Annotated in this window: 25 protein-coding genes; 15 read left to right on the top strand and 10 right to left on the bottom strand. The window is 44.0% G+C overall.

Going from position 1 to position 26,705, the window contains the following annotated elements; translation table 11 throughout:
* The first annotated feature begins 239 nt into the window (after nt 1–239).
* From CEX98_RS20550 to CEX98_RS20535, 4 genes are read left to right on the top strand one after another with little or no spacing between them, the layout of a single operon-like run.
* On the top strand, nt 240–1,382 hold the full coding sequence (locus CEX98_RS20550) for an efflux RND transporter periplasmic adaptor subunit (protein ID WP_099643858.1): 1,143 nt from the start codon (nt 240–242) through the stop codon (nt 1,380–1,382).
* Complete coding sequence (locus CEX98_RS20545) at nt 1,375–4,524, top strand: efflux RND transporter permease subunit (RefSeq protein ID WP_099643857.1); 3,150 nt, start codon at nt 1,375–1,377, stop codon at nt 4,522–4,524. Before CEX98_RS20550 ends, CEX98_RS20545 begins: the two co-directional genes overlap by 8 nt.
* Nucleotides 4,502–5,191: a response regulator transcription factor gene (locus tag CEX98_RS20540; protein ID WP_099643856.1), complete on the top strand. Its 690-nt coding sequence runs from the start codon at nt 4,502–4,504 to the stop codon at nt 5,189–5,191. Before CEX98_RS20545 ends, CEX98_RS20540 begins: the two co-directional genes overlap by 23 nt.
* Nucleotides 5,179–6,441 carry a sensor histidine kinase gene (locus CEX98_RS20535; RefSeq protein ID WP_099643855.1) on the top strand — a complete coding sequence of 421 codons (1,263 nt, stop codon included), beginning with the start codon at nt 5,179–5,181 and terminating at the stop codon, nt 6,439–6,441. Before CEX98_RS20540 ends, CEX98_RS20535 begins: the two co-directional genes overlap by 13 nt.
* Before the next feature lie 42 nt (nt 6,442–6,483).
* On the opposite strand, the gene sohB is transcribed toward CEX98_RS20535, so the two are convergent.
* Together sohB and CEX98_RS20525 are read right to left on the bottom strand one after the other, a co-directional pair.
* The gene (sohB, locus tag CEX98_RS20530) at nt 6,484–7,509 is read right to left on the bottom strand and encodes a protease SohB (RefSeq protein WP_099643889.1); all 1,026 of its coding nucleotides are present in this window, start codon (nt 7,507–7,509) and stop codon (nt 6,484–6,486) included.
* 101 nt (nt 7,510–7,610) lie between these two features.
* The gene (locus CEX98_RS20525) at nt 7,611–10,046 is read right to left on the bottom strand and encodes a VolA/Pla-1 family phospholipase (protein WP_099643854.1); all 2,436 of its coding nucleotides are present in this window, start codon (nt 10,044–10,046) and stop codon (nt 7,611–7,613) included.
* A gap of 196 nt (nt 10,047–10,242) precedes the next feature.
* Between CEX98_RS20525 and CEX98_RS20520 the strand changes: the two genes are divergently transcribed.
* Nucleotides 10,243–10,986, top strand: a complete 744-nt coding sequence (locus tag CEX98_RS20520) for a YciK family oxidoreductase (protein WP_099643853.1) — start codon at nt 10,243–10,245, stop codon at nt 10,984–10,986.
* Between the two features lie 52 nt (nt 10,987–11,038).
* Here CEX98_RS20520 and CEX98_RS20515 read toward each other — a convergent pair whose 3' ends face one another.
* From CEX98_RS20515 to rnm, 6 genes are all read right to left on the bottom strand, one after another.
* A complete protein-coding gene (locus CEX98_RS20515) occupies nt 11,039–11,443 on the bottom strand; it encodes a GFA family protein (RefSeq protein WP_099643852.1) in 405 nt (134 codons plus the stop codon).
* A 67-nt stretch (nt 11,444–11,510) separates the two neighbouring features.
* Complete coding sequence (rluB, locus tag CEX98_RS20510; RefSeq protein ID WP_099643851.1) at nt 11,511–12,371, bottom strand: 23S rRNA pseudouridine(2605) synthase RluB; 861 nt, start codon at nt 12,369–12,371, stop codon at nt 11,511–11,513.
* The gene (gene scpB, locus CEX98_RS20505; protein WP_099643850.1) at nt 12,368–12,955 is read right to left on the bottom strand and encodes an SMC-Scp complex subunit ScpB; all 588 of its coding nucleotides are present in this window, start codon (nt 12,953–12,955) and stop codon (nt 12,368–12,370) included. Before scpB ends, rluB begins: the two co-directional genes overlap by 4 nt.
* 53 nt (nt 12,956–13,008) lie before the next feature.
* The gene (locus CEX98_RS20500) at nt 13,009–13,803 is read right to left on the bottom strand and encodes a segregation and condensation protein A (protein WP_099643849.1); all 795 of its coding nucleotides are present in this window, start codon (nt 13,801–13,803) and stop codon (nt 13,009–13,011) included.
* An 11-nt stretch (nt 13,804–13,814) separates the two neighbouring features.
* Nucleotides 13,815–14,435, bottom strand: a complete 621-nt coding sequence (locus CEX98_RS20495; RefSeq protein WP_099643848.1) for an L-threonylcarbamoyladenylate synthase — start codon at nt 14,433–14,435, stop codon at nt 13,815–13,817.
* A gap of 4 nt (nt 14,436–14,439) precedes the next feature.
* The gene (rnm, locus tag CEX98_RS20490) at nt 14,440–15,285 is read right to left on the bottom strand and encodes an RNase RNM (RefSeq protein ID WP_099643847.1); all 846 of its coding nucleotides are present in this window, start codon (nt 15,283–15,285) and stop codon (nt 14,440–14,442) included.
* Between the two features lie 440 nt (nt 15,286–15,725).
* Here rnm and CEX98_RS20485 point away from each other — a divergent pair, with 440 nt between their 5' ends.
* Genes CEX98_RS20485 through trpA form a run of 6 tightly spaced genes read left to right on the top strand, consistent with a single transcriptional unit; the run spans nt 15,726 to nt 22,243 of the window.
* Nucleotides 15,726–17,303, top strand: coding sequence for an anthranilate synthase component 1 (locus CEX98_RS20485; RefSeq protein WP_099643846.1), 1,578 nt, complete (start codon nt 15,726–15,728; stop codon nt 17,301–17,303).
* Nucleotides 17,296–17,877: an aminodeoxychorismate/anthranilate synthase component II gene (locus CEX98_RS20480; protein WP_099643845.1), complete on the top strand. Its 582-nt coding sequence runs from the start codon at nt 17,296–17,298 to the stop codon at nt 17,875–17,877. Before CEX98_RS20485 ends, CEX98_RS20480 begins: the two co-directional genes overlap by 8 nt.
* A 9-nt stretch (nt 17,878–17,886) precedes the next feature.
* Nucleotides 17,887–18,891 carry an anthranilate phosphoribosyltransferase gene (trpD, locus tag CEX98_RS20475; RefSeq protein WP_099643844.1) on the top strand — a complete coding sequence of 335 codons (1,005 nt, stop codon included), beginning with the start codon at nt 17,887–17,889 and terminating at the stop codon, nt 18,889–18,891.
* Entirely contained in the window at nt 18,884–20,248 is a 1,365-nt protein-coding gene (trpCF, locus tag CEX98_RS20470) for a bifunctional indole-3-glycerol-phosphate synthase TrpC/phosphoribosylanthranilate isomerase TrpF (RefSeq protein WP_099643843.1), read from the top strand. Before trpD ends, trpCF begins: the two co-directional genes overlap by 8 nt.
* Nucleotides 20,249–20,255: 7 nt before the next feature.
* Nucleotides 20,256–21,440 carry a tryptophan synthase subunit beta gene (trpB, locus tag CEX98_RS20465; protein ID WP_099643842.1) on the top strand — a complete coding sequence of 395 codons (1,185 nt, stop codon included), beginning with the start codon at nt 20,256–20,258 and terminating at the stop codon, nt 21,438–21,440.
* Entirely contained in the window at nt 21,437–22,243 is an 807-nt protein-coding gene (trpA, locus tag CEX98_RS20460; RefSeq protein WP_099643841.1) for a tryptophan synthase subunit alpha, read from the top strand. Before trpB ends, trpA begins: the two co-directional genes overlap by 4 nt.
* A 161-nt stretch (nt 22,244–22,404) precedes the next feature.
* Here trpA and CEX98_RS20455 read toward each other — a convergent pair whose 3' ends face one another.
* Nucleotides 22,405–22,674 carry an HU family DNA-binding protein gene (locus CEX98_RS20455; RefSeq protein WP_099643840.1) on the bottom strand — a complete coding sequence of 90 codons (270 nt, stop codon included), beginning with the start codon at nt 22,672–22,674 and terminating at the stop codon, nt 22,405–22,407.
* Nucleotides 22,675–22,796: 122 nt separating this feature from the next.
* Here CEX98_RS20455 and CEX98_RS20450 point away from each other — a divergent pair, with 122 nt between their 5' ends.
* Together CEX98_RS20450 and CEX98_RS20445 are read left to right on the top strand one after the other, a co-directional pair.
* Nucleotides 22,797–23,366 carry an inner membrane-spanning protein YciB gene (locus tag CEX98_RS20450; RefSeq protein WP_099643839.1) on the top strand — a complete coding sequence of 190 codons (570 nt, stop codon included), beginning with the start codon at nt 22,797–22,799 and terminating at the stop codon, nt 23,364–23,366.
* Nucleotides 23,367–23,464: 98 nt separating this feature from the next.
* Nucleotides 23,465–24,106, top strand: coding sequence for a CPBP family intramembrane glutamic endopeptidase (locus tag CEX98_RS20445; RefSeq protein WP_099643888.1), 642 nt, complete (start codon nt 23,465–23,467; stop codon nt 24,104–24,106).
* A 287-nt stretch (nt 24,107–24,393) separates the two neighbouring features.
* On the opposite strand, the gene CEX98_RS20440 is transcribed toward CEX98_RS20445, so the two are convergent.
* Nucleotides 24,394–25,818: a sodium-dependent transporter gene (locus CEX98_RS20440; RefSeq protein WP_099643838.1), complete on the bottom strand. Its 1,425-nt coding sequence runs from the start codon at nt 25,816–25,818 to the stop codon at nt 24,394–24,396.
* Between the two features lie 222 nt (nt 25,819–26,040).
* On the opposite strand from CEX98_RS20440, the gene CEX98_RS20435 reads away from it, so the two are divergent.
* Both CEX98_RS20435 and CEX98_RS20430 read left to right on the top strand, forming a co-directional pair.
* Nucleotides 26,041–26,340, top strand: a complete 300-nt coding sequence (locus CEX98_RS20435; RefSeq protein WP_099643837.1) for a YciI family protein — start codon at nt 26,041–26,043, stop codon at nt 26,338–26,340.
* A 106-nt stretch (nt 26,341–26,446) separates the two neighbouring features.
* Entirely contained in the window at nt 26,447–26,704 is a 258-nt protein-coding gene (locus CEX98_RS20430; RefSeq protein WP_099643836.1) for a PepSY domain-containing protein, read from the top strand.
* The last annotated feature ends 1 nt before the right edge of the window (nt 26,705 follow it).

The raw sequence follows: 26,705 nt of genomic DNA, 5'->3' as shown, positions 1-26,705 counted from the left end.
TGCTAGGCAAGATAGCAAACACAAACGCTATCTTGCCTTATCGCAGGGCGTTTAAAATAGGTAACCCAAATCTCGGCTAAAAGTATTGCTCTTGAATTGTGCTAACTAACCTGAACCTAAGGTAATCCCCTCTTTGTAGCAGCCGGCGTTGGCGCTTGCGACATTAACCCTTGTTTAACCCCCCTTCGCCTATGATGAGCACTCTATAGCCATTCCTGCGGTACAAAAAGGGTGTATGTATGCACGTTAAAGTTAATAAGTCTTTGGTTCTATTCTCAACTTTCATCTTACTTGTCGCCTCAATTTATTCAGCTATCCCAGCAGCTTCCCCTTCTGCACCTGAATCATCAGAGGTGACTACACCGGCTCCTGTGCAAGTAAGTACACAACTAATATCACCATCTACATATCAACTCACCGTGCGCGGCTATGGCGAAGTACGCTCACCTCAACAGCTAACACTGCGTGCTGAAGTATCGGGTCAAATCGTCGCTATGGATACACAATTTAAGATTGGTAACCTTGTTGCGGCAAAAGAGCAATTAATAAAAGTCGATGACACTGCGCTACAAGCAAAGGTAGCTGCAGCTGAGGTTGCAATAAAAGAAATCAAGCTGTCCCTCGCTGAAGAAGCGCTTGAAACATCCGTAAACAGTCGTTATCTCTCCAGCTCTGCTGAAAAAAGCATCCAAAGTCCGTTGCGAGCCCCGAAAAAAGCGTTACTAGAAACTCAATTAACACATGCTGAGGCAGAGCTAAATGCAGCCAAACATCAACTTGCCAGTACAAACATCAGCGTGCCATTTAATGCATTGATCGTTGCAAAAGCCGTTTCTGAAGGGAGTTATCTACAATCAGGTAACGAAGTTGCGACCGTATACGGCACCAATCAAGCAGAAATTGAAATACCCCTCTCGGAGTTACAATGGCAAATGCTGGCGTCTCAAGCGTCGCTTCCTTGGCACACAACCCTGAGCAGTGTTAAGGGAGGTAAAAGCTGGTCAGCGCAAGTTACCCGAGTAGCTCATCATATTGAACAAGAAACGCGAAAACGCGCTGTTTATGTCACATTAGACACTCCGCTTGAACAGACACCTCAATTATCATTTGGCAGCTTCGTCACCGCCGAAATCGCAGGTCGAACGCTTTTTGATGTGTGGCAAGTTCCCACCAGCGCAATCACCTCAGACGGCCTAATTTGGTTTGTACAAGACAATAGGCTTCAAGCTTATAAACCTCAATTACTCGCTCAACACGGTGGCATGAGTTACCTCCAACCATCAGCAAAAGACGCCAGCTTACAGTTAGTAACCAAGCCACTTAGTCACTATAGCGTGGGGATGGCAGTCACCCTAATTAATTCAGGAGCCGATAATGTTTAAGCAGTATTCATTGATCAGTTGGTTTACCAAAAACCCTGTTGCAGCTAACTTACTGATGGCTATCGTGATAGTAATGGGTATAAATAGCGCAAGTTCATTGCGTAAAGAGGCTTTTCCAAATAAAGCGCCAGATACGGTCGAAGTATCGGTGCATTACCCCAGTGGTAGCGCACAGCAGGCAGAACAAGGAATTGCCCTGGTGATAGAAAGTGCCCTACAGTCCGTCACTGGAGTTAAGCGGATCACCTCATCCTCTAACGCTCAAGGCACTAGCGTGATGATAGAGAAAACGGCGGAGCATGACCTTAATCAACTACTGCAAGATGTAAAAGCGCAAGTAGATGCCATTCATAACTTTCCCACAGACGCAGAAAAGCCATTGGTGAAGGCCGCTCTGCGCGAAGAGCAAGTGATCCGCGTACAGTTGTTCGGTGATGTACCCCATCAAACTTTACAACTTTATGGCGACAAAGTCGCCAATGCGCTCCTGGCCAAACCCGCTATCGGGAAGGTGGTTAAGCCTGACCATCGTGAGCCTTTAATCGCTATCGAAATCGATGAAGCTGTATTGAAAGCATACCAATTAACCTTTACTGAGGTCGCAAAACAAGTTAATGAAGCGTCAGGTGTATCGGTAACCAAAAGCCTAAGAAACCCAGAGAAAGTGCTTCGCCTCAGTGCCAACACCCAAGCTATGACAGTTCAAGACTTCGCCCAGCTCGTTGTAAAAAGCAATCAAGTAAATAGCTATGTCACGCTCGCCGATATCGCCACGATTACCGATACCTATAACGATGAGCAATATTTTCTATCGCGCTTCGATGGCCACAACGCATATACCATCAAGTTAGTTATGGATGAATATGGCGATATAGAGCAAATTGTTGCACAAGCTCAGCAAGTGGTAGCCCAATTTCAATCCACTTTGCCCGACACCATACAATTGGCGACTTGGTACGACAAAAGCGAGTTAATTCAAGAACGCTTAGCTTTACTTTCAACCAATGCAATGACTGGAATTGCATTGGTATTCGTAGTACTTGCGATTTTTTTAAACCTACGAGTGGCTTTTTGGGTTGCCGCTGGTCTGCCTTTTATTTTATGTGGCACGCTGTATTTCATGACCGAACCTTTTGCAGGCTTAACACTCAATGAAATGACGACATTTGGGTTTATCATGGCGCTTGGGATCGTGGTGGATGATGCCGTTGTGGTTGGAGAGAGTGTCTACAGTACCAAAAAACAACTTGGAGACACCGTAAGTAATACCATCACGGGGGTGAGCATAGTTACAATTCCTACATTGTTTGGGGTACTAACAACTGTGGCGGCATTTGCTGCACTGGCGAATGTATCTGGGGGGTTAGGCGTTCTTTATGCACAGTTTGGTACAATCGTGACGATTTGTTTGTTACTTTCCGTTGTTGAATCTAAACTGATTTTACCAGCACATTTGGCACACCTAAATACCCGTCAAGTCAACCGTTCACCTGTTATGGTGAAGTGGAGTAAGGTGCAAGGCGTTGCAGATAAACTGCTTACTCAATTAAATTACAGGTACTACAAACCTTGCTTACTTGTTGTATTAAAACATAAATATGCTGCACTTATTGCGTTTGTCTCCATATTAATATTGGCGGTCAGCCTACTTTCAAACGGTTATGTCCGTGTTGGGTTTTTCCCAAGTTTACCAGCTGATACGATATCAGCGTCTATCACCCTAAGAAATGACGCTAGCTTTGGTCAAACTGCCAGCAATTTAACACATCTAGAGCGCTCGTTATTTACTGCTGAGCAATCATTACTACACTCAGCTGAGCAACTTGATACCAGCTATATTGACCATGTAGCAATCAGCGCTGATAGCGACCTTAGTGGTCAATTAGATGTGTCAGTCGAAGAAAACCCTTATTACACCTTGAAAGAGCTTGCGGCTGCATGGCAACAAACCACAGGCTTACCCGAAGCGACCAAGCAAATCAATATTCGAGCTGAGTTGGCCATGGTGTCTAATTTTAAAGTAGAGATCAAAACAGACAACGACACGGCCATGCAACAAAGTGCACAAGCTATTGTGTCGTATCTACAAAATATAGATGGGGTATCCGCAATTGATAACTCTCTTGCTCCGGGTGAAGCCCAACTCGACTTTACCTTATCCGAACAAGGTAAAGCATTGGGCATGACACCTAGCGCACTGTCAAGGCAGTTGCTACAAACCTTCGGGGGCGAAGTGGTACAGTCATATATGAGAGGAAGCGATGAAGTTAAAGTTAGAGCTAGAGCGCCGTTATCACAAAGAAGTGATATGTTCGATGTGCTCAACTCCGACATTTCCTTGCCCAATGGTAAAGTCGTGCCATTAAGCGCAGTTGCAACGATTCAGTATTCAGATCAGGTGCAGAGCATAACTCGTATTGGTGGCGTCAGAGCAGTGACAATTTCAGCTGCTGTTGATAAGTCAAAGTTAACTCCTGTAACCTTGGTTTCTGATCTGAAAGAAACACTTATTCCAGAGCTCACATCAAGTTATCATGACTTAACCATTCATTTTGCAGGCGAGGCTGAACACCAAGCTGAAACCACAGCGTCAATGAAAAGTGCTTATTTGCTCGCACTATTTGCGATTTATGCCTTACTGGCGATCCCGCTGAAGTCTTATTTTCAACCACTAATCATCATGGCAATTATTCCTTTTGGGTTTATTGGTGCCATCTTAGGTCATTGGTATCTCGACCTGACCGTCAGCATTTTATCACTAAATGGGATCCTCGCGCTAAGCGGTGTGGTCATCAATGATAGCCTGTTACTCGTCAGCCAGTTTAACCGCTATCAAAAAGAAGGAAAGCCAACTACAGAGGCTATTGTCGATGCAGCGACTGGGCGGCTTAGAGCAATTTTACTAACATCGTTAACAACATTCGCAGGCCTCTACCCTATTTTGGGTGAGTCGTCACAGCAAGCGCAGTTTTTGATCCCCGCAGCCACATCGCTTGGGTATGGTATTTTATTTGCCACGCTTATCACCTTGTTTATGACGCCCATTTTGCTGATGATTTCTCAACAAATAAGTGCAGTCTATACTAAAACAGGTAAATATCTCGGGGGAGAAAAGGTAAATGATCCGCACTATTCTCGTTGAAGATGACCGTGCGCTAGCTGGTAATATCATTGATTACTTAGAATTAGAAAACATCACATGCGACCATGCCAGTGACGGCGTCTTCGCACTAAACTTGCTACAACATAATGAGTATGATGTGGTCATTTTAGATATCAATTTACCACGGTTAAATGGGCTAAAAGTCTGTGAGACGCTAAGACAGGCTGGCGTCACTACATCTATTATTATGCTCACGGCGCAAGGTCAACTCGAGGATAAGCTCGCAGGGTTTGCCGCTGGCAGCGATGACTACCTCGTTAAACCCTTTGCAATGGCCGAACTCGTTGCCCGTGTCCAAGCCCTATCCACCAGAAAAAGTGGCCAAGTTCGCCAGTTGAAACAGTACAACCTGACGCTACACCTTGATACCAAAATAGTGACTATTAAAGATGTTTCACTTAAGCTCGCCCCCACCGCATTCTCTATACTTGAAGCACTCATGAGGGCCTATCCTAGCCCTATTTCTCGTACAGCTTTGCTAGGAAAAATCTGGGGGGATGAACAACCCGACAGTAATTCGCTGAAAGTACATATTCATCATATTCGTAAAAAGCTAAGGGACAACTCACGCATTACCATTAAATCAGATGGCAAGCAGGGTTTTTTACTGTGTTTCAGTGAGGAGAACAATAAATGCGAGAAATAGAGATCAGCCTCAGGCGCTATATACTTATCGCCCTATTTTTACTTGCAACCGCAATCATCGCGTTGCTTTCCTATTTTTGGACACAGCAATTTTTCAAAGGGTTAGATGGCATGATGCGAGGAACTATGCTCAATTTAGCAAGCAATTACTCGGTTTCAGATGGCGAACAAATAAAGGTCCACAACTTTTTGATAGCCAAACATTGGCAGGCACTCCCCCTTGAAGTTCAACAGGCTTTCTCTCCCACTGAGATGGAAGATAATCAATTGTATAAAAAAGTGTTTAGGGAAAACTTATGGAATAGACCGAGTGCCGCCATATTTGTGATGAAGTTTCGACAAGGTGAGCAAACGAGTTTTATTTCCCATCAATTTTCAGAACAGTTTGCCTCAATCCCAACCCCTTGGTACAAAAGCCCGGAAGCTATCGCGGTAACTGTGGCACTGCTCGCAATAGCGATATTTGGATCGATAGTCATGATGCTAATGCATACCGTCACCAAACCCGTGAATGCGCTGCATAAGTGGGCATCGGCATTGGATGCAACTAACCTAGAGGAACCGCCTCCGCAATTTAAATATAAAGAACTCAGTAATCTTGCTCACCTCATTCAGCAAAGTTTGGTCGACGTTAATACAAGTTTAAAACGTGAGCAAGACTTTGTTCGCTACGCCAGCCATGAATTACGCACGCCAATTGCAATTATTCGCAGTAGCGTGGAGTTGATAGATAAAATCTCTCCACCACTTCCCATAAAATGCGCTAAAGCCTTACAGCGTATCGACATCGCCAGCCACGAAATGGCAACCTTAAGCGAAACCTTATTGTGGCTCAGTAAAACCAGCAAACCTAAGCTGGACTGCCAACCCGTCTATCTCGATCAGCTTATTCAATCACAAGTTAAAGCGCTGAGTTATTTAATTGCAGAACGTGATATTCAAATGTCCTTTGATTTATCCCGCTATCAGGTTTGGCTTCCCAGTGCCGCCGCCAAAATCGTGATTGGCAACCTCATTAGAAATGCGATGCAGCACACGTTTTGTGGCACTATCGAAATACACCAACACCAGAATCTGATCACGATAAAAAACATCGAATCTATAGACAATCTGGAACCGCAGATTGACACACTAGGATATGGTCTTGGCTTGAAGTTAGTGGAACAACTATGCCAGCAGCTTAATTGGCAGTGTCACATTGAGTTTGTTAAGGGGGGTTGCTATGCCAGTGTCTATTTTTGCAAACATTAATAGGTGACAGTCAGCTACCACCTATTAATGTGCGAATGTATATTATGCAAAGTACCTCGACAGATTCAATTTAGACAATGCTTTGATGGTAAGACGCTCAGCAGCCCCACCCAGTTGTAAACCAAACTTCTCCGCAACGCCCTTCTTAGCTTTGTAGGCCACCTTATACAGCTGATGATTTTCATTTAATGACATAAGCAAATCATCGCTAGTCGAAATTTCATCTACCAGCTTAAGCGCTAAGGCCTGTGTTCCAAACCAATGTTCACCCGTTGCTACTTTTTCGATATCGAGATCGGCACGATTGTCAGCGACAAAGTGTTTAAATAAACCATGCGTCTCTTCGATTTCTTCTTTAAACTTTTCTCGTCCTTTGTCGGTATTTTCCCCAAACAAGGTTAGTGTACGCTTGTACTCACCGGCAGTAACCATCTCAAAATCTACGTTATTCTTTTTCAATAAGCGATTGAAATTAGGGATTTGCGCTATCACACCAATCGATCCAATAATAGCAAATGGTGCCGCGATAATTTTGTCTGCTACACATGCCATCATGTAACCGCCGCTGGCAGCCACTTTATCAACACATACAGTAAGCGGAATTCCCGCTTGCTTAATACGAGCAAGTTGCGATGCCCCTAACCCATAGCCGTGTACGACACCGCCACCACTTTCAACAGAAACGATGACTTGATCTGTGTTCTTGTCGGCAATTGTGAGAATGGCATTTATCTCTTCGCGTAAAGCTGATACTTCATGGGCATCCATACTACCGTTAAATTCGATATAGAATACGTTCTTGGTATCTTCCTTATTCTTATCTTTACTTTTTTGCTCCTTAGACTGCGCTTTATTTCGTGCCTTTAGCGCTTTTTTATCTAAGGTTTGTTCTAAAAACTGTTCTTTGGACTGTGCCAAACTATCACTTAAATCCGTAACCTCAATTTCACCTTTTTTCGATTTCGGCTTTTGGCTTGCACCAACTACTAAAATAATCACTACCGCAATACCAAAAATGATAGTTACTGTCTTGGCTAAAAATAACCCATACTCAAACAAAAATGCCAAGTCTCTCTCCTCGTTTAGCTCAAAGTTATCCATTGCTTTGTTTTACAAATGGACACAAAAAAGGCCGCTATCTGCGGCCTGTTATAGTCTCTAAAAACGTCTTAGTTTGCAACAACGTCTGGGTTAGATACTTGAAGCGCTAAACCTTTAGACTTCAAGAAACTAGCAACCTGAGTTTGCATTTCAACTGATGCAGCAGCATGGCCTGCTGCTGTGCCACCCGCTTTTTCTTCAAAACCCGTGGTTAAAATAGAGCTATGGTGTCCTTGAGAAAACTTAACCACGTAGCTACCAGGTGTTGTTCCATCTTGGCTTATCTGCGTTTCACTTACAGGCATTAACCCCATAAAGTTAGCAAGCGGTAGGCTGCCAGACAAGAAGCTACGCTCAGTCGTTGGCGGGATCACCAAGTCAGCGGCATTGCCATCTACACCACCGGTTACCACACTCATATATACTGGCGTTTGTAATGCCTTCACTGAAGCTGCGTAATTTAATGGATCTGCGCTATCCAACGCCGTTTGCGCCGCAAATCCAAATTGCGTTACCGTGGCATCAATCAGTGCAAGTGTTGCGGTGTCTTCAGCCGCCTCTAATCCTGCTCTAAAGGTTGCATAAGCACACGACACAAACTCACTTTGTACAGCAGCAAACGCACCACAATCAGCAGCTGCGCCTTCTTGTAAATAGCCATTGAATGCTTGTGACGCTAAGTTACCAGCAGAGCTCAATACCGAACCTTGAACAAACGGACCAAATGACTTTGATTCAATCAAGAAGTTCGCAATACCCGAGCCACCACTGGCCAGTGCAGCAGATTCTACTTTAAAGAAAGCATCAGCCGCGGGGTTAAGTGGTGCATTGGCTTGTGCAAGGAAACTTGGCCCAACAATAGAGCCCAAAGAGTGTCCTAAATAACTAACTTGCTGTGTATTGAAGTTAACTTGACCACCTGATGCTTGGTTGATGAAATTCAACCCTAAACGTAGTCCCATCAAATCGGCTGCAGACTGCTTTAAGCTATCACGTGCAACCAATAGAGAAGTCAAATTCATGTATGACAACACACTTTTGGTTGATGCATTAAACTCGTCAGTGCCGTCACCATCTAAATCAATGCCACGCTCGCCGTGCATTGGGTGATCGATTGCAACCGTCGCAAAACCTGCTTGCGTTAGTGACAACGTCAAACCAAGCATATCTTCTTTCTTACTGGTGATCCCATGCTGCAAAATAACAACCGGCCACCCACCGTTAGGCGCCTCTCCCGAAGGAGATGTGATTTGCACAGGCACATTGGCAAGCCATTGCTGCTTTGGAATTGGATTATATTTGGTGATAAAACGCTGTTTATCCACGCCAATGCTTCTAAAGTTTGGCACCCCTTCTGGCACAGGTAAACTAGCACAGATTTGATCTTCACCTTCGGCAACTGGCGGTAATTGACCACCTTGTGCCACATACCCAGCAAGGGTAACCGGACTGTCACATAACGCCTGCCAGTAAGTATCTGCTAATGCTTCTATGTCGCCTGTTTTTGGCTTCGCTAAGTATTGTGGAAGTTGAATAACACCACCCATTAACTTGATTTGTGCAAAAGCCGGTAATACCTCTGGTGGCACTTTACCCTCAAGTGCATCAGCAACGGTCATTGGTGGTTGAGCAGGTACTGCCAATACCGGTGGTGCATTATTAGCAAGAGACTGCGCCAACAATGCTTTTGCCCCCCCTAAACCAGCACCAGTCGACTGTGTAGTCATCGCTGCAGTATAGATAATCTCGTCTTGAGCAACACCTGACTCAGTTATTGCTTTCTCATAGCTCTGTATTACCGCTTGTAACGATTTCTGAGCATCGGTTACCAGTGGCGCTTCTTGACGTAACAAGGTATAGGTTGATGATGCATCGACGCTCTGACCGCTAGAGTCCTTAAGACCGCGGGTAAGCACTGTAATATAAGTAGTACTTGGTTTAAACGGCTTCACCGGTACGACTACAATGCCATTTCCAGCACTATTTGCCATCGTAACAAAGTCGCCTTGAGGACCGAATTCTAATTCAGCAACGGATTTACATGCGATCCCGGACGGTAACTGCGCACATTCAGCATCAGTTTGAAGTGGGCCACCCATTTCAACTTCGAATATACGCACAGTGCCCGGCGTCATCGCGCTCTGCGGATCGAGCTTAAGGCCATTGGGCGTAGTCATATCGATAACATATGGCATCTGGGTAGACCACCCATCTAGTGCCCCGATAACTAGGCTTGGGTTTGCGTAGCTTGCTTTGGTTACTAAGGGATTACCATCACCATCTGTCTTTCCCAACATTTCGTCAGGCAGATTTATCGTACCATCTTGAGTGCCGGATAAAAGTATATCGTTAGGAACTGAGATCACACCACCTGATGGATCAAATTTCACAGAAATCGTTGGAGAAACGGGTGTAGTATCATTTTTAACATCTTCTAACGTTTCACCGCCTCCACAGCCAGCAAGGGCAGCTGATACTGCGAGTGAGAGTAGCATTTTTTTCATTTTATAGGCTCCGACATAATCTTATTATTATTGTGATAATTCTCGTTAAATCTATGTAATTGCATTTTTAATAAGACATTAGACCAGTTAAACTTAACTCAAACTTTGTTATTTCGCCAGCCATATTTACAATAAATTCGCTAACTTGCTAGCGCATTGTGATAAAATAGTGCAAACATCTTATTTGGAGTCCAGAATGCAGACTTATCAAGCTCCTGAAAATGCACTTGCAAACAAAACGATATTAGTCACTGGTGCGGGCGACGGCATCGGCCGAGTGGCAGCCATTAATTACGCTAAATATGGTGCAACGGTTATTCTATTGGGCAAAACCACCAGTAAGTTAGAAGCCGTTTACGATGAAATTGTCAATGCCGGTTACCCGCAACCCGCTATCGTTCCGATGGACTTACGCGGCGCAACTAAGCAGCACTTCCGTGATTTAGCGGCGACCATTGAGCAACAATTCGGTAAATTAGACGGATTACTTAATAATGCGTCAATTTTAGGATCTCTCGGTCCAATGGAACATTTTTGTGTTTCAACTTTCGAAAACATTATGAAAGTCAATGTAACGGCTCAAGCGGTGATCACCAAATCACTGTTCCCAGTTATGCGCAAAGCGCCACATGCCTCAATTGTGTTTACATCCTCAGGGGTAGGTCGCAAAGGTCGCGAGTTTTGGGGCGCTTACGCCATATCTAAGTTCGCAACAGAAGGTATGATGCAAACTTGGGCAGAAGAAGTGGGCAAAACTAACATTCGGATTAATTGTATTAACCCGGGCGCGACAAGAACAAGCATGCGAGCTTCGGCATTCCCAGGTGAAGACAAAGACAAACTGAAAACACCTGAAGACTTGATGCCAACCTACCTCTATTTGATGTCTGATGATTCTATTGATGTCAATGGGCAATCACTAGACGCACAAACATATTAATCATAAATAAAAAGTTAATGACCACCAGGCTGCGACTCTAATCGCAGCCTTTTTATTGTGTTGGTAAAGTGTCGAATGCCACAATTTTTTCCAATTGATTATCCCAATCCGCTCGACTTGCAACAAATAGGTGTGCACTAGGGATAATTGTTGGAGCTTCATCTAAGCTACCAGCAGGTACAACTATCCCCACCTCTTGCACACTGGGCAGTGGGCTGCCGCAACACGTGCAAAAAGCTTTTAGATGTCGAGTGTTCGGTATTGAAAAGCACTTCACTAGCGACTTTCCTTGCAACCAAGTTAACCTAGCATTTGGGAAAAATAAATTCGCAGCATGTGCTGAGCCGGTACCTTTTTGACAGTACTGACAATGACATAAATAAAAACCATGAGCAGCTCCCACCACACTATACTTTACTTGTGTGCACAGACAACTGCCTTTGAATTCTCCTTCCATTGCTTTGCCCTCCAAAAGCGTAAATAAAAACGCCAGCAATTTGTGCTGGCGTTGTATCAGTATAAAGCTATTTTCTTCTGGGAGTTTTTACCCGTTGATTATGCTTTTTCACTGCTTTTCTGATTTTGTTAATTTTTGCTCGCTTATCTTTGCGTTTTTCAGGCATTACCGAAAGCTTAGTTTGTGTTTCAGGACGTAAACTTACCGATTTACGCAGATAGTTAACCTCTTCTAGCTTCAGCTCTTCCCAACCGCCCTGTGGTAAGCGCTTGTTTAATTCAAGCTTACCATAACGAATGCGGATCAGACGAGACACCTCAACGTCTTGAGACTGCCATAAACGCCTGACTTCACGGTTACGACCTTCAGTCAATGTGACGTTAAACCACTTATTTAGGCCTTCGCCTCCTTGTGGCTTAATGCTAAGAAACTTTGCTGGACCATCTTCAAGCTCAACACCTTTGGTCAAGGTACGTAACGTCTGGTTGGTTACTTCACCAAAAACACGCGCCGAGTATTCACGCTCCACTTCATATTTAGGGTGCATCAAACGGTTAGCTAATTCACCATCATTGGTAAATAATAACAAACCTGAAGTATTGATATCTAAGCGACCAATGGCAATCCAGCGGTCACCATCTAATTTAGGTAAGCGGTCAAATACCGTACGGCGTCCTTGAGGGTCACGGCGAGTACATAACTCTCCCTCAGGTTTATGATACATAAGCACGCGACAAACGCGCTCTTCCTGTTGTTCTATTTTGACAACATGTCCATCTACACGGATCACAGAGTTTTCTTCTACTCTGTCCCCTAGTTTGGCAACTTTTCCATCAACACTTACGCGGTTAGACTCGATATATTTTTCCATTTCGCGTCTTGAGCCAACGCCAGCTCTTGCCAATACTTTTTGTAGTTTTTCACTCATTCAGATGGTTCTCTCACAGAAGGATCATTTAATAACTGATCTATTTTCTCATTGTGTTGCTCAGGTAACCGAGGGAGTTCACCTAGGCCCGACAATGAAAAGTAATCTAAAAATTGTTTTGTGGTTGAGTACAATGCAGGCTTACCTGGCACCTCTTTATAACCCACCACTTTTATCCACTCACGTTCTATCAAACTCTTAATTATATTAGAGCTTACCGTCACACCACGAACCTGCTCGATTTCACCTCGAGTAATTGGCTGGCGGTATGCAATCAGCGCTAATGTTTCAAGTGTAGCACGCGAGTATTTTGGTGCTTTTTCTTGCCAAAGCTTACTCAACCAAGGGCTTAAGCTTGGACAGGCCTGAAAACGATACCCAGTACCGACCTCAACCAGTCGAACACCTCGCGTCTGATAGTGTTCTACCAGCGTTTCAAGTGCTTGGTCTAAACGTTGCGGCGATACGCTAATGTCTTCAAGCACCGTTTCTTTCATGCGCTTTTTCGATAGTGGTTTATCTGAAACAAAAATGGCAGCTTCAACTAACTCAACCAGTTGTTCATCGCTAACACGTCTTTTCATACTATCTGCTTGAAGATAAAAATGCGGAGTATACCAGAGGCTTTAGCCATCCCCTAGCCTTTTAAATGCAGGTAACCCGTCGCAGTACTATCGGGCTGAATATAGTCTATCAATTGTTCTTTGATTAGCTCTAACATGGCAATAAAAGTAACAACTACCCCACTGCGCCCCTCTTCCAAAGAAAAAAACATCCCAAATGCAATGGGCTTGCTATGCTCCCTTAGTAGTTGCAAAATGAGACTCATTCGCTCGCGGGTCGATAATGCTTCAGCAGATATATGGTGATGCTCAAAGGTCTTCGCTCTGGCCATCACTTCTGACAGTGCGAGGATTAACTCTTTGAGTTCAATATCAGGGAATTCTGGTTCTGGATCGAAGCGGCTGTCAACCAATGCGTGCGCCACAAAAATATCACGATCAACTCGAGGAATTACATCAAGATTTTCCGCAGCTTTTTTAAACTGCTCGTATTCTTGAAGCCGTCTAACTAGTTCCGCCCTTGGATCTTCCTCTTCCTCTAGCTCTTCATGTTTTGGCAGCAGCATTCTTGACTTAATTTGAGCGAGTAAAGCGGCCATCACTAGATATTCGCCAGCCAACTCAAGCTGCATGTCTTTCATCATTTCAACATACTGCACGTATTGTTGAGTGATACTAAAAATAGGTAATTCAAGAATATCTAACTTATGACGCTTGATCAGATATAACAGCAAATCCAACGGACCTTCAAAGGTTTCCAAAATCACTTCGAGCGCCTCAGGCGGAATATAAAGATCTTCTGGCTTGTCAATTACCGCTTCGCCGTTTAAAAACGCCAGCGGTAATTTTTGTTGGATTGCTTCGGTCATAACAGACGCTATCACTCAAATGGCGATGTGTCACCACAGCCACGGCGCAAAATTTCTATACTGTCTTCAGACATATCAATCACTGTGGTTGCTTGCTCAATTAGATAGCCGCCGTGGATAATCAAATCTACATGCTTTTCAAGGCGCATGCGAATATCGTCCGGATCCGATTCAGTAAACTGCTCTTTAGGCAAGATCAACGAGCATGACATTAACGGCTCACCTAAGGCTTCAAGTAATGCGCAGGTAATTGGATTATCAGTGACGCGGATCCCGATGGTTTTTTTCTTTTCGTTTAACAGCCTTCGCGGCACCTCTTTGGTTCCTTTAAAGATAAAGGTGTAAGGTCCTGGCGTATTGTTTTTAATCATTCGAAACATTTGATTATCAACACGAGCGTAAGTCGAAAGCTCTGAAAGATCACGGCATAATAAAGTAAAGTTGTGATGCTTTTCGATGCCACGGATCCGCTCAATACGTTCTTTTGCTTGTTTATTCCCCAAGCTGCAACCGATGGCATAACCAGAATCAGTTGGGAACACAATCACACCACCTTGCTCAATAATATCAACCGCTTGATGGATCAAACGAGCCTGTGGGTTATCTGGATGAATATGGAAAAATTGACTCATAAGCTTATTCCTCTTTGCCTCCCCAATGACGCCATACTCCCTGACAATCCTTAGGTAAATACAAGTTACGACCAAGTTCGACCCAAGGCATCGGAAAATGGAAATCAGATCCTTGGCTTGCCAATAATTCGAATTCTTGGCTTAATCGCCCCAAAAACTGGCGCTCTGTTGGTGCTTGTTGCGGTTGTGCAACTTCCATTGCGGCTCCACCGACCGCTTTAAATTCTGCGAGTAATTTTCTTAACCACTTATTCGACATTTTATAACGAGCTGGGTGCGCCAGTACACTCACTCCACCAGCAGCATGGATCGCATCGATTGCGGTCTTCATATCACACCACTGACTTGGAACGTATCCGGTTTTGCCACGGGCCAAAAACTTATTAAAGACACCTTGAACATTCTTAGCCACCCCCCTTGAAACCAACACTTGCGCAAAGTGCGCTCTGGTGATCTGAGCGGTCTGCGCCAGCGCTTGGGCGTCTTCATAGACGTTCTCAAAGCCCTTTTTAGCTAAACGAGCACCGATTTCTGCCGCTCTTGCTTCTCGCTTATCTTGCTGCTCCTCAAGCAAGACTGCCAATGCAGGATGTTCAGGGTCAAAGTTTAACCCAACAATATGGATTTCAAAGCTTTCCCACTTGGTGGAGATCTCAACCCCATTGATCAGTTCTAATGCCAAGTTATTTTGGCTAATGTAATCACGTGCAGGCTTGATAGCATCTACGGTATCGTGATCCGTAATTGCCAAAATATCAACGCCCTTTTCCGTCGCTCGCTCTAGCAGTTCATCAACAGCTAAACGACCATCGGAAAAAGTAGTATGGCTGTGTAGGTCATATTTAATCAAAATGTACTAACTATCTCTCTGAATTATCGACGTTTTGATTATACCACAAGTTGACTGATACGACCTTAGGTTATTTTCTGATATTTGCCCTTGACACTTGTAGCAAGAATAGGGTTTACTGTAGCTACTTTAGATTCAACAACGAAATATTCACAAATGAACAAACAATTTCAAAAAAACATTTGGTGGTGGCACTCGAACTAAGCGGGTGTGTTTCGTTATATCTACGATTTATCAACCCGCGCAATGTCGCGGGTTTTTTTATATTTTTTTAAAGGTTTTTTATGAACAACAATATCACAGTAAACACAATTTGGTGGTGGTGGATGCCCTAGCGGGACGGTATTGTTGTGCCTGAACAATAACCCCCGCAGAGCTTAGCTTTCGGGGGTTTTTTTATTTTCTAATTCAAGATATCTAGAAATTAAGAGGAATGAGGTTTGATTTTTAGTCACATAACGACCACACCAGGTGAGGTCACCAGCATAAGACAACGGCGCGATTATACCGCCAGTCCTTTGTCTCTATATGCTGGCTTAAATAAAGAAAACTCACTACTGCTTGAGTCTGCAGAAATTGAGTCTAAAGACAATGTGAAAAGCATAGTGCTTGTCGATAGCGCCATTCGCTTTGAATGTAATGGCGCGCAAGTCATCGCCAAGGCATTGTCAAATAATGGCGCTCAGCTACTCCCCTATCTCGCGCAAAAAGTTAAAAACTGCAGCGTTTGTTTAGATGGCCATACATTAACGCTAAATTATCAAGGGTTTGAACCTGATATTGATGAGCATACAAAGTTAAAAGCCGATAATGCCTTTAGCGCGCTGAGAACCTGCATAAACGAAATCAAATGTAACTCAGATACGCCGTTTTCGGTCTTCCTAGGTGGTGTATTCGCCTATGATATGGTGGCAAACTTCGAACAACTCCCTAGCGTGCCTGATGGCGACAACGACTGTCCTGACTATGTTTTCTATCTTGCAGAAACCTTGGTCGTTATTGATCATCAAGCACAAACAACCGAACTCATCGGTAATGTTTTTAATGGCCCTGAAGTTCATGCCAATTGCTTTGAAGTGGGTAGACAATTAGAAGCACTGAATAACCAGTGTGACCAAATCACCGAATTTCAGTTTGCACCACTAAATGGTAGCGCAGACGTCAAGGTCAACGTCAGTGACGAGGAATATTGTCAACACGTTGAAAAGTTGAAAACCAACATTATCAACGGTGACATCTTCCAAGTGGTGCCTTCTCGCACTTTTTCACTTCCTTGCCATAATTCACTCGCCGCCTATAAACAGCTCAAAAAGCAAAATCCTAGCCCGTATATGTTCTATATGAAAGATGAGCGTTTTGTTTTATTTGGGGCATCTCCAGAGTCTGCGCTCAAATATTGTGAGCAAAGCAACCAAGTTGAGGTCTATCCCATCGCGGGTACCAGACCTCGAGGTAAGTTTGCAAACGGCAGTATCAACCCAGACCTAGATAGCCGCATAGAGCTTGAGCTGCGTAATGACCAAAAAGAACGTGCAGAGCACCTTATGCTTGTAGATCTAGCACGTAACGATGTAGCGCGAATTAGCGTACCGGGTACTCGACACGCAAAAGAACTACTAAAAGTAGACCGCTATTCACAGGTGATGCATCTGGTGTCTCGCGTTGTTGGCCAATTAAAGCCAGATCTTGACGCTCTGCACGCCTATCAAGCCTGTATGAATATGGGCACCTTGGTTGGTGCACCAAAAGTGAAGGCCGCCGAGCTAGTTCGTCAAACAGAAAAGCAACGCCGAGGTAGCTATGGCGGTGCCGTAGGCTATTTGATGGGAAATGGCGCAATGGATAGTTGTATTGTGATCCGCTCAGCTTTTGTAAAAGATAATATTGCCTATGTACAAGCTGGTGCTGGGGTTGTATTCGACTCAGACCCACAAAGCGAAGCGAACGAAACCAAAGCCAAAGCCATGGCAGTGATCAAAGCTGTACAGTCGACCTATGAAGGAGCAAGCCATGACTAAGGTATACTTTTTAGATAATTTCGATTCTTTTAGTTATAACCTCGTAGATGAACTGAGTTTGTTAGGACTCGATTTGGTCGTGTATCGTAACAATATTCCAGCTGAAATAATTTACAATAAAATGCGAGCAGAAGAAGACCCGGTGATTTTGGTGCTATCTCCAGGACCTGGGGCACCGTCAGAAGCAGGCTGTTTGCTCGCATTAATCGAGCTTTGCAAAGGTCAATTTCCAATGCTTGGGATCTGTTTAGGACAACAAGCACTCACACAAAGCTATGGCGGCGAGGTAGGACGCGCCGGCGAAACCGTGCATGGTAAGTCGTCTATTATAGACGCAGATGAGCACCCAGTATTTGCAGGACTTGGGACGCAGTTTCCGGTTGCTCGCTACCACTCATTGATGGCGACCAGAGTTCCAGCTGAGCTTAATGTCATCGCACGATACCAGTCTATTCCGATGGCTATTTACCATAGTGAAGATCGCGTGATCGGGTATCAATTCCACCCAGAGTCAATATTAACACCCAATGGCGCTCAGTTACTGCAACAAAGTATCGCGTACCTTACCGCTTAGGAGAGCACGATGGAAAAGTTACAACCCTTATTACAGCAACAAGATTTAACATTCGACGCCGCCAAGTCGTTGTTTAGCGATATCATGGCAGGGCAATTGAGCGACATCGAGCTTACCGCAGCCTTACTGGCACTAAAATTTAAAGGTGAAACTGCAGCCGAGATAGCCGGTGCAGCGCAAGCCATGCGTGACCATGCCACAGCCTTTAATAAGCAAAACTTACTTTCAGCTGACAGCTGCGGTACCGGTGGTGATGGCACCAACACCATCAACGTCAGTACCACCGCAGCGATCGTTGCTGCAGCATGCGGCATTAATATGGTCAAGCACGGCAACCGCAGCGTAAGTAGTAAATCAGGTTCCGCTGATTTACTTAAAGCACTTGGGATCAATATTGATATGACCCCCACCCATGCAGAAGAATGTCTCGCAAAAACAGGCTTTACCTTTTTATTTGCACCGCATTATCACGCCGGCGTAAAACATGCTATGCCTGTTCGCACGCAACTAAAAACACGCACGATATTCAATATTCTAGGACCTTTAGCCAATCCAGCCAAACCGGAAGTGCAACTACTCGGGGTTTATGACCCAGCACTGGTCCTCCCTATGGCAGAAACACTCAATCGCTTGGGTACGAAACGCGCAATGGTAGTTCACGGCAGCGGCACAGATGAAATTGCCCTGCACGGCGAAACATTAGTTGCAGAAGTGAAAAATGGTGAAGTGACTCAGTACACCATTACCCCAAGTGATTTTGGACTAGAAAACTATTCACTTGAATCCATCGCCGGTGATACGCCAGAATATAACGCAACAGCGAGCCTAGCGATTTTAAATGGCCAAGGCGAGGCGGCACACGACGCTGCTATTATTGCTAACGTCGCAGCATTATTAGTATTGACCGATAAGGCAAACGATTTTAAAACAGCAAGCCTACAAGTTCGTGACGTATTAAAAAGCAAAAAGGCCATGACCACCTTGGCTAACATTGTAGAGGTAAGTAATGGCTAACGTATTAGAAAAAATTGTTGCCGATAAAGTCGAGGAATTAAAAGTACGCAAAGCACAGCGTCCGCTGAGCGACTTTATTGACGAAGTAACCCCAACAACACGTAACTTCACGGCAGCACTAGCACAAGCGGGTACCCAATTTATTTTAGAGTGTAAAAAGGCATCGCCTTCAAAAGGCCTGATCCGCTCACGCTTTGATTTAAACGAAATCACTGATGTTTATCGTAAGTACGCGACCTGCATTAGTGTGCTAACTGACGAAAAATACTTTCAGGGCAGCTATGACTATCTTGCCACAGTGAGAAAGCTGGTTGACCAGCCACTGATCTGCAAGGATTTCTTTATCGATCCGTACCAAGTATATCTTGCTCGCTTGCATGGTGGCGACGCCATTCTCTTGATGCTTTCGGTGTTAAACGACCAAGACTATATAGCACTCGCCAAGGTGGCAAGATCACTTAACATGTCGATTTTAACGGAAGTGAGCAACGAAGAAGAAGTGACTCGTGCTCTCGCGCTAGACGCTGAACTTATCGGCATTAATAACCGTAACCTCAGAGACTTATCAACGGATTTGGCAACAACAGAGAAGCTAAGAAAGTTAATCCCAGAAGACAAAGTGGTGATTTCAGAGTCTGGTATATACACCCACCGCGATGTAAAACGCTTGTCGCCAATCTGTGATGGCTTTTTGGTCGGCAGCTCCTTGATGGCTGAGCAAGACTTAGAACTTGCTTGCAGACGTTTAATCTTGGGCGAAAACAAAGTGTGTGGTTTGACTCGCAGCCAAGATGCACAAACGGCTTACGAGGCCGGAGCTGTGTATGGTGGCCTGATCTTTTATCCAAAATCTCCCCGTTATGTAGATATCGACTGTGCAAAAGCAGTCGCTGATAGCGCACCACTTAAGTATGTTGGCGTGTTTGTTAACGCGCCGCTAGAGCAAGTGGCCGAGTATGCACAAATATTAAAACTTAGTGCAGTGCAATTGCATGGCAGCGAAGATGAGCTATACATCGAGGCCCTGCGTAAACAATTACCTTTAACATGCCAAATTTGGAAAGCTCAGGGAGTGGATACAACACTACCAAGCCCCTTCGTTGGCGTTGATAAACAGTTGTACGATACCAAAACCGACACCGCATTTGGTGGTACGGGACAAGTATTTGATTGGCAACTATTAAATAATGGTTCGAGCAATTACATGCTGGCCGGTGGCTTAACCCCCGACAACATTCGCGGTGCCGTGAATATGGGTGCTGATGGGCTCGACCTAAATTCTGGCGTTGAGCAATCGCCAGGTAAAAAATGCGCTCAAAAGATCGCTAACGCATTTACACAAATTAGAAAATATTGAGGTGGACATGAGTAATTCAGCTTATTTTGGTGACTTCGGAGGCATGTTTGTGCCCGAGTTACTCGTACCTGCACTAAAGCAGTTAGAACAGGAATTTTATAAATCACAAAAAGACCCCGAATTTCAAAGCGAGTTTTATCAACTTTTGAATGAGTTTGCGGGTCGCCCAACGCCACTGACGAAAACACGCAACTTAGTTAAAAACCCAAAGGTGAAACTATACTTGAAGCGCGAAGATTTACTACATGGCGGCGCTCACAAAACCAACCAAGTGTTAGGTCAGGCACTATTAACCAAACGCATGGGTAAAAAAGAAGTAATTGCAGAGACAGGCGCTGGGCAGCACGGTGTTGCAACTGCGCTAGCCTGCTCCTTACTCGGTTTGAAGTGCCGTGTATATATGGGGGCTAAAGATGTTGAGCGTCAGCAACCTAACGTATTTAGAATGCGCCTGATGGGTGCAGAGGTGATCCCTGTTACCGCAGGTTCTGGGACATTAAAAGATGCGGTAAATGAAGCGCTACGTGATTGGTCTGCAAACTACAAAACAGCGCATTATTTACTTGGAACGGCCGCAGGTCCTCACCCATTCCCGACGATTGTCCGTGAATTCCAAAAAATGATCGGTGAAGAGGCAAAACAACAAGTACTAAAAGCTGAAGGCCGTTTGCCTGATGCCGTTATCGCTTGTGTCGGCGGAGGTTCCAATGCCATTGGTATGTTTGCAGACTTTATTGATGAAAAAGACGTAAAACTGATCGGGGTAGAACCTGCTGGTAAAGGCTTAGATACCGATGAACATGGCGCAGCGCTGTGTAAAGGTACTAAGGGTATTTTGCACGGTGCCTATACCTACATCATGCAAAATCAAGATGGCCAGATTGAAGAGTCTTATTCGGTCTCAGCGGGCTTAGATTACCCAGCCGTCGGCCCTCAACATGCTTTTTTACATGAAACAGGCAGAGCACAGTACGTTGGCATTAGTGATACTGAAGCCTTAGACGCGTTTCAAGCACTTGCCAAACACGAAGGCATTATTCCCGCACTTGAATCCAGCCATGCTTTAGCATACGCACTAAAGTATGCAGAAGCACAAACCGAAGAAGCTGTCATTGTTGTTAATTTAAGTGGCCGCGGAGACAAAGACTTAGCTCACGTCCACCAAGTACTATCTGAGCGAGGTGAACTATGAGACGTTATGATGCGATGTTCGCACACTTAAACGAAAAAAACCAAGGTGCTTTTGTTCCTTTCGTAACTATCGGCGACCCCAATAAGGCCGTTAGCATTGAGATAATCAAAAGTCTTATAGACGGCGGTGCCGATGCATTAGAGCTTGGTATTCCGTTTTCAGATCCAATAGCGGATGGGCCGGTTATCCAAGCGGCCAACATCCGTGCTCTGGAGCAAAATGTTAATACCCAAGACTGTCTTGAGATCATCGCTGAAATTCGTCGTTATAACAGCGATATTCCAATTGGTCTTTTGCTCTACTCAAACTTGATTTTTGCTCGTGGTATTGAGCAGTTTTATCAAGATGCTAAAGCGGCTGGTGTCGATTCTATTTTGGTGGCTGACGTACCGCTGCATGAAGCTAAACCATTTAGACTCACCGCAATGGCTAACGATATAGCGCCGATTTTTATCGCCACGCCAAATGCGTGTGATGATACGCTTCGTGAGTGTGCAACCCGCGGTCGTGGCTACACCTATTTACTATCTCGCGCTGGCGTAACAGGCACAGAAACCACAGCGCAAATGCCCGCAACCGATATGATCACTAAGCTCATCGAATATCATGCTGCCCCACCTTTGTTGGGCTTTGGTATTTCAGAACCTGAGCATGTAAAACATGCCATTAGCTCAGGTGCGGCCGGAGCGATCAGTGGCTCGGCCGTAGTGAAAATCATCGAAAAGTACATAGATGACCCTAAAACGATGTGTTTTGAGTTAAAAACATTTGTTGAACGAATGAAAGCAGCTACTCAGAAATAAACTGAATATGCAAAAAAGGGAGCATACCATGAGCATGCTCCCTTTGGTTACATGAGATTCATTAACCTGAACTTCGGAAAAGAAGTTATACCGATGCGCCGCAAGGCTCGCTAGTAGATAATAATTAACACCACTAGAACGGTCCTGTACAGCGTTGTATATTATAAATTATCCTTTAGCGCTTTAGCAGGTTTGAAAAGCACCTTGTTTTGGCCCTCTATGGTGATGGTCTCACCAGTTTGCGGATTTCGTCCCTGTTTGGCTGGATGATAGCTGAGTGAAAACGTACCAAGTCCATTTATTTGCATCTGATCACCTTCTGACAACCGCTTTTTAGTCGCCTGCAAAATGACATGTAATGCTGCTTGTGAATCTTTTTTAGTTAATCCACTAATTTCTGCCATTTTTGTAACTAAATCGCTCTTATTCATGCAAATACCTCTGAACCATTGAATGAGCGCAGCAGGCTATGGTTTTCACAACAGAAAGTCAATATTGATGTTCTTGCCGTATCTTGGTAAAACCCTAACAACGAGTTTTATTAGGACCGAGAATGTCATTTTTAATTGAATACCTACCCCTTATCCTGTTTTTTGGCGTGTATAAGTTTGTCGATATTTTTTGGGCCACGGGCGTGTTGATAGCAGCCTCGCTAATACAGGTTACCCATCAGTACATCACTAAACGTGAAGTCGCGAAGCGTCATTGGGTTTTTCTTGCTATTGCGTTGATTTTAGGGGGAATGACTATTTTCTTTCATGATGAGCAGTTTATAAAATGGAAGGCTACTATCGTCTATGCGATTTTGGCAGTAACCTTGCTTGTCTCAAGATATTTGTTCAATAAAAATCTAGTAAAAACGGCGCTAGAAGGTGTTTTGAGTTCAGTTGCTGAAAAAGAAAACAGTGAACTAAAAATTGACTTGCCAGTAAAAGACTGTGATCAGCTAAACCTTTTTTGGTCGCTGCTGTTGTTTTCTATTGCAGCACTTAACCTCTACGTTGCTTACAATTTTTCTCTGGATTTTTGGGTTAACTTTAAGGTCTTCGGACTAATTGGGATTACCTTTATCGCATTGCTTTTCACTATGTTTAGAATTCAAAAATATTTACCAGAAGAGTAACTGACTTTCCCCTGTGAGATCATTTCCAGCTGCTATAGTTATCTTGACACAGATAATTATAGCGGCTCATGGCCGCGCAGTATTTTGGGGAAATCGCTTTGAACGCAAGCCAGTATCGGTGGTGTGAGCTCATATTTATATTCTTTGTACTGCCCATTGTCGCTTACCAATTTCGAGACCACTTAAATAACTGGTTATTTCCAGCCCTAATTATCTTGATGGCTGTTTGTACTCACCTATTACTTACCGATCCTCACTTCAAACGCTTCAGGTTGACGAGCCTAGGAGAGTTTTCTTCGGTTAAAAAACGCCTCTTTACGACGTTTTTCGCTGGTGCCATGTTTTCGGCCATGCTCTACGGGCTAGTGAGCCAAGGAAACTGGTTTGCACTCCCTCTAGACTCACCAGCCGACTGGCTGTTGTTGTTAATTGCTTATCCGGTGCTATCGGTGTTACCTCAAGAGCTTATTTTTCGGAGTTATTTTTTTCATCGTTACAAAAGAATACTGCCAAATAAAAATAATCGCGTCATGTTAAGTGCGTTAGTGTTTGCACTAGCGCATTGTGTTTACGACAATTGGATAGCCGTAGCACTGTCTTTTTTAGGAGGACTGCTATTCTCCTATACCTACGCACATAGCCGCTCTCTTGCGGTTTGTGTATTGGAACATAGTTTATGGGGACTGTGGATGTTTACGATTGGAATAGGACAGTATTTGGATTCTGGAGTGAAGTTTTGAGGACAAATGAGCTTCGGCATAAACACCGATGCCCATGGATATACTAATTATTATAATTCGCGCGTCAATAGCTGGTTATTGCAAGCAAATTTAACGCTATAGTAAAAGGTAACAACGGCTAGAAAACAAGGTGTTATCCTGAATTCAGGTTATTTAGAACTCAAATAGCAAGATTTTTGCCTTGCCTACAAGAATATCGTTTCCTCAGCATGAGCAGAATGTGAAAGCGGGATTATCGACAAGATTTTCCCGCTTCACAATAGAGCACTTAATTAGGCAAATTGGTATTAGAAACCAAAAATGCTGACAGCAAAGTATTTAGTCGCGACTGTATTGATAAAAATAGCGAGTAAAATCACAGGAATAAATGTCGACAACGAGAAGTTGATATATTTCTCAGTGAAACTGCCGACGTACCCTTCAGATCCCTGTGCTAGCTCCGCACTCAAGCCCGACTTCTTCCAGCGGTAGGTGACAAATAAGCACACCATTAGGCCGTTAAGAGGCAAGATAGTATCGTAAAACACATCATAAATTAAGTCGAAGAAACTCTTTTGAGCGTCACCATAGCTAACAAAGCTAGTGAGCCAATCCACCATCCCAAAGGACATAGTAGATAACACGGTCAGTAAACCAGTCGTCACAGCTAAGACAATTAATGCTTTTTTACGAGAGATGCACTTTTCTTCCATCAACGTCGCCGTTGGCACTTCGACAATAGAAACCAAAGATGTGATCGCGGCAAAAAACACCAGCAAGAAGAAAATACCCGCAACAATCGACGCGCCGATATAACCAATGTCTTCTTGTAGTGCAAGTAACAGCTTAGGTAAGTAGTCAAAAATCATCGATACCGAGGAATCTGATAACTTGCTTGGATCGGTGTTCGGATTAAAACTAAAGATGGCTGGTAACACCATCAAGCCTGCAATAAACGCTACTAAAGAGTCCGTAACCGCAACCATTTTAGAGCTACCCACAATGTCATCTTTCTTTGAAATATATGACGCATAAGTGATCAGAATACCCATACCTAAAGACAGTGAGAAAAAGGCTTGTGACAAAGCACCATTCAACACACTGGCGTTCATTTTATCAAAGTCAGGTACAATATAGTAACGTACACCTGCCATTGCATTATCTAACGTCAGTACATAAGCAACGAGGCCCAGTAGCATCACAAAAAGAGCAGGCATTAATAGCTTAGCTGCTTTTTCGATACCCTCTTTGACTCCCCCAACCAAAATGAGGTTAACAATGACACCCACTATCAACATGTAAATGAATACATTAGTGTCATTAATAAACGTGCCAAAATATTCGGGTGAAGCCAACACATCCAAATTACCTAACGCGGTTTGTGCCAGAAAGCCAAATATCCACACCGTAATGACCATGTAAAATACCGCAATCATAAATGGTGTAAGGACGGCTAAAAACCCAGCAACTGACCACTTTTTATCGTGATTAGATAATAACTTATAGGCACCGAATGGGTCTTTTTGGGCTTTTCTACCCATGGCCATTTCAGCCATCATTACAGGCAAACAAATAAACACTACAAATAGTGCATAGATAAGTAAAAACGCCCCGCCGCCGTTTTTGGCAGCTGAGACAGGGAAGCCGACTAAGTTACCTATTCCCACCGCCGAACCAGCAGCAGCAAGGATAAACCCTAGTCGGGAGCTAAAATGCTCTCGGTTTGCACTCATTGCAATCAACCTTATTATTATTTTCTACAAATATCCGAAGGACTCTACCAGTCTAGTTGAGTGCTTTTCAAGTTTAAATGACTAACTCGCTGAAAAACTCTGCGTGCATTTACTTTTGCACGAGGAGCGTTTTATCATAGAATTGATAAACGGCCCTGAAAAGCCGCCAAAATACGCAAAAATAACAATAATAACCTAGAACTTTATCTGGAACTAATACTTATGCTTTATATGATTTATTCCACTGACGCAGAGAACTCGCTACAAAACCGTCTGGCCACACGCCCAGCTCATTTAGCGCGTCTAGAAGAATTAAAACAACAAGGACGCTTGTTTGCAGCCGGACCATTACCAGCCATCGACTCAGAAAATCCAGGAGAGGCCGGTTTTACTGGTTCTCTTGTTATCGCAGAGTTCGACAGCTTAGAAAGTGCTAAGCAATGGGCAAGTTTAGACCCTTACATTGAAGCGGGTGTCTATACTGAAAGTATTGTTAAACCATACAAACGCGTTCTGCCATAACCTTTACTGAACGTTAAGTTCAGCAAAGGTTAATTACAAAGCACTAAATTTGTTTGAGATTTATGAAGTATAGAAACTTAGTATCTATGAAACTGTGGAGCTTACAATGCGATTGCACCTCACTCTAATAGCGTTGATTTTGGCGTTCGCTTCGAGTGTAGCAGACGCCAACAGCCGCAATGATAAGAATGTAAAGACTATTACTAAAAAAGAAGCGGTGTCGCTGGCGCTAGACAAGTATGCTGGACGAACACTTAAGATTTCTGAAGAGAGCCAGTTTTTTATTGTTAGAATTCTGCAACCTGATGGTAGAATTGTCGACCTGAAGGTGAACAAAAAAACAGGTGAAGTAAATAAGGACTAAG

Source organism: Pseudoalteromonas piscicida, from assembly GCF_002744175.1.
Classification (GTDB): domain Bacteria; phylum Pseudomonadota; class Gammaproteobacteria; order Enterobacterales; family Alteromonadaceae; genus Pseudoalteromonas; species Pseudoalteromonas piscicida_B.
The sequence above is the reverse complement of the archived record's forward strand: the minus strand, read 5'-3'. Positions and strand labels throughout refer to the sequence as shown.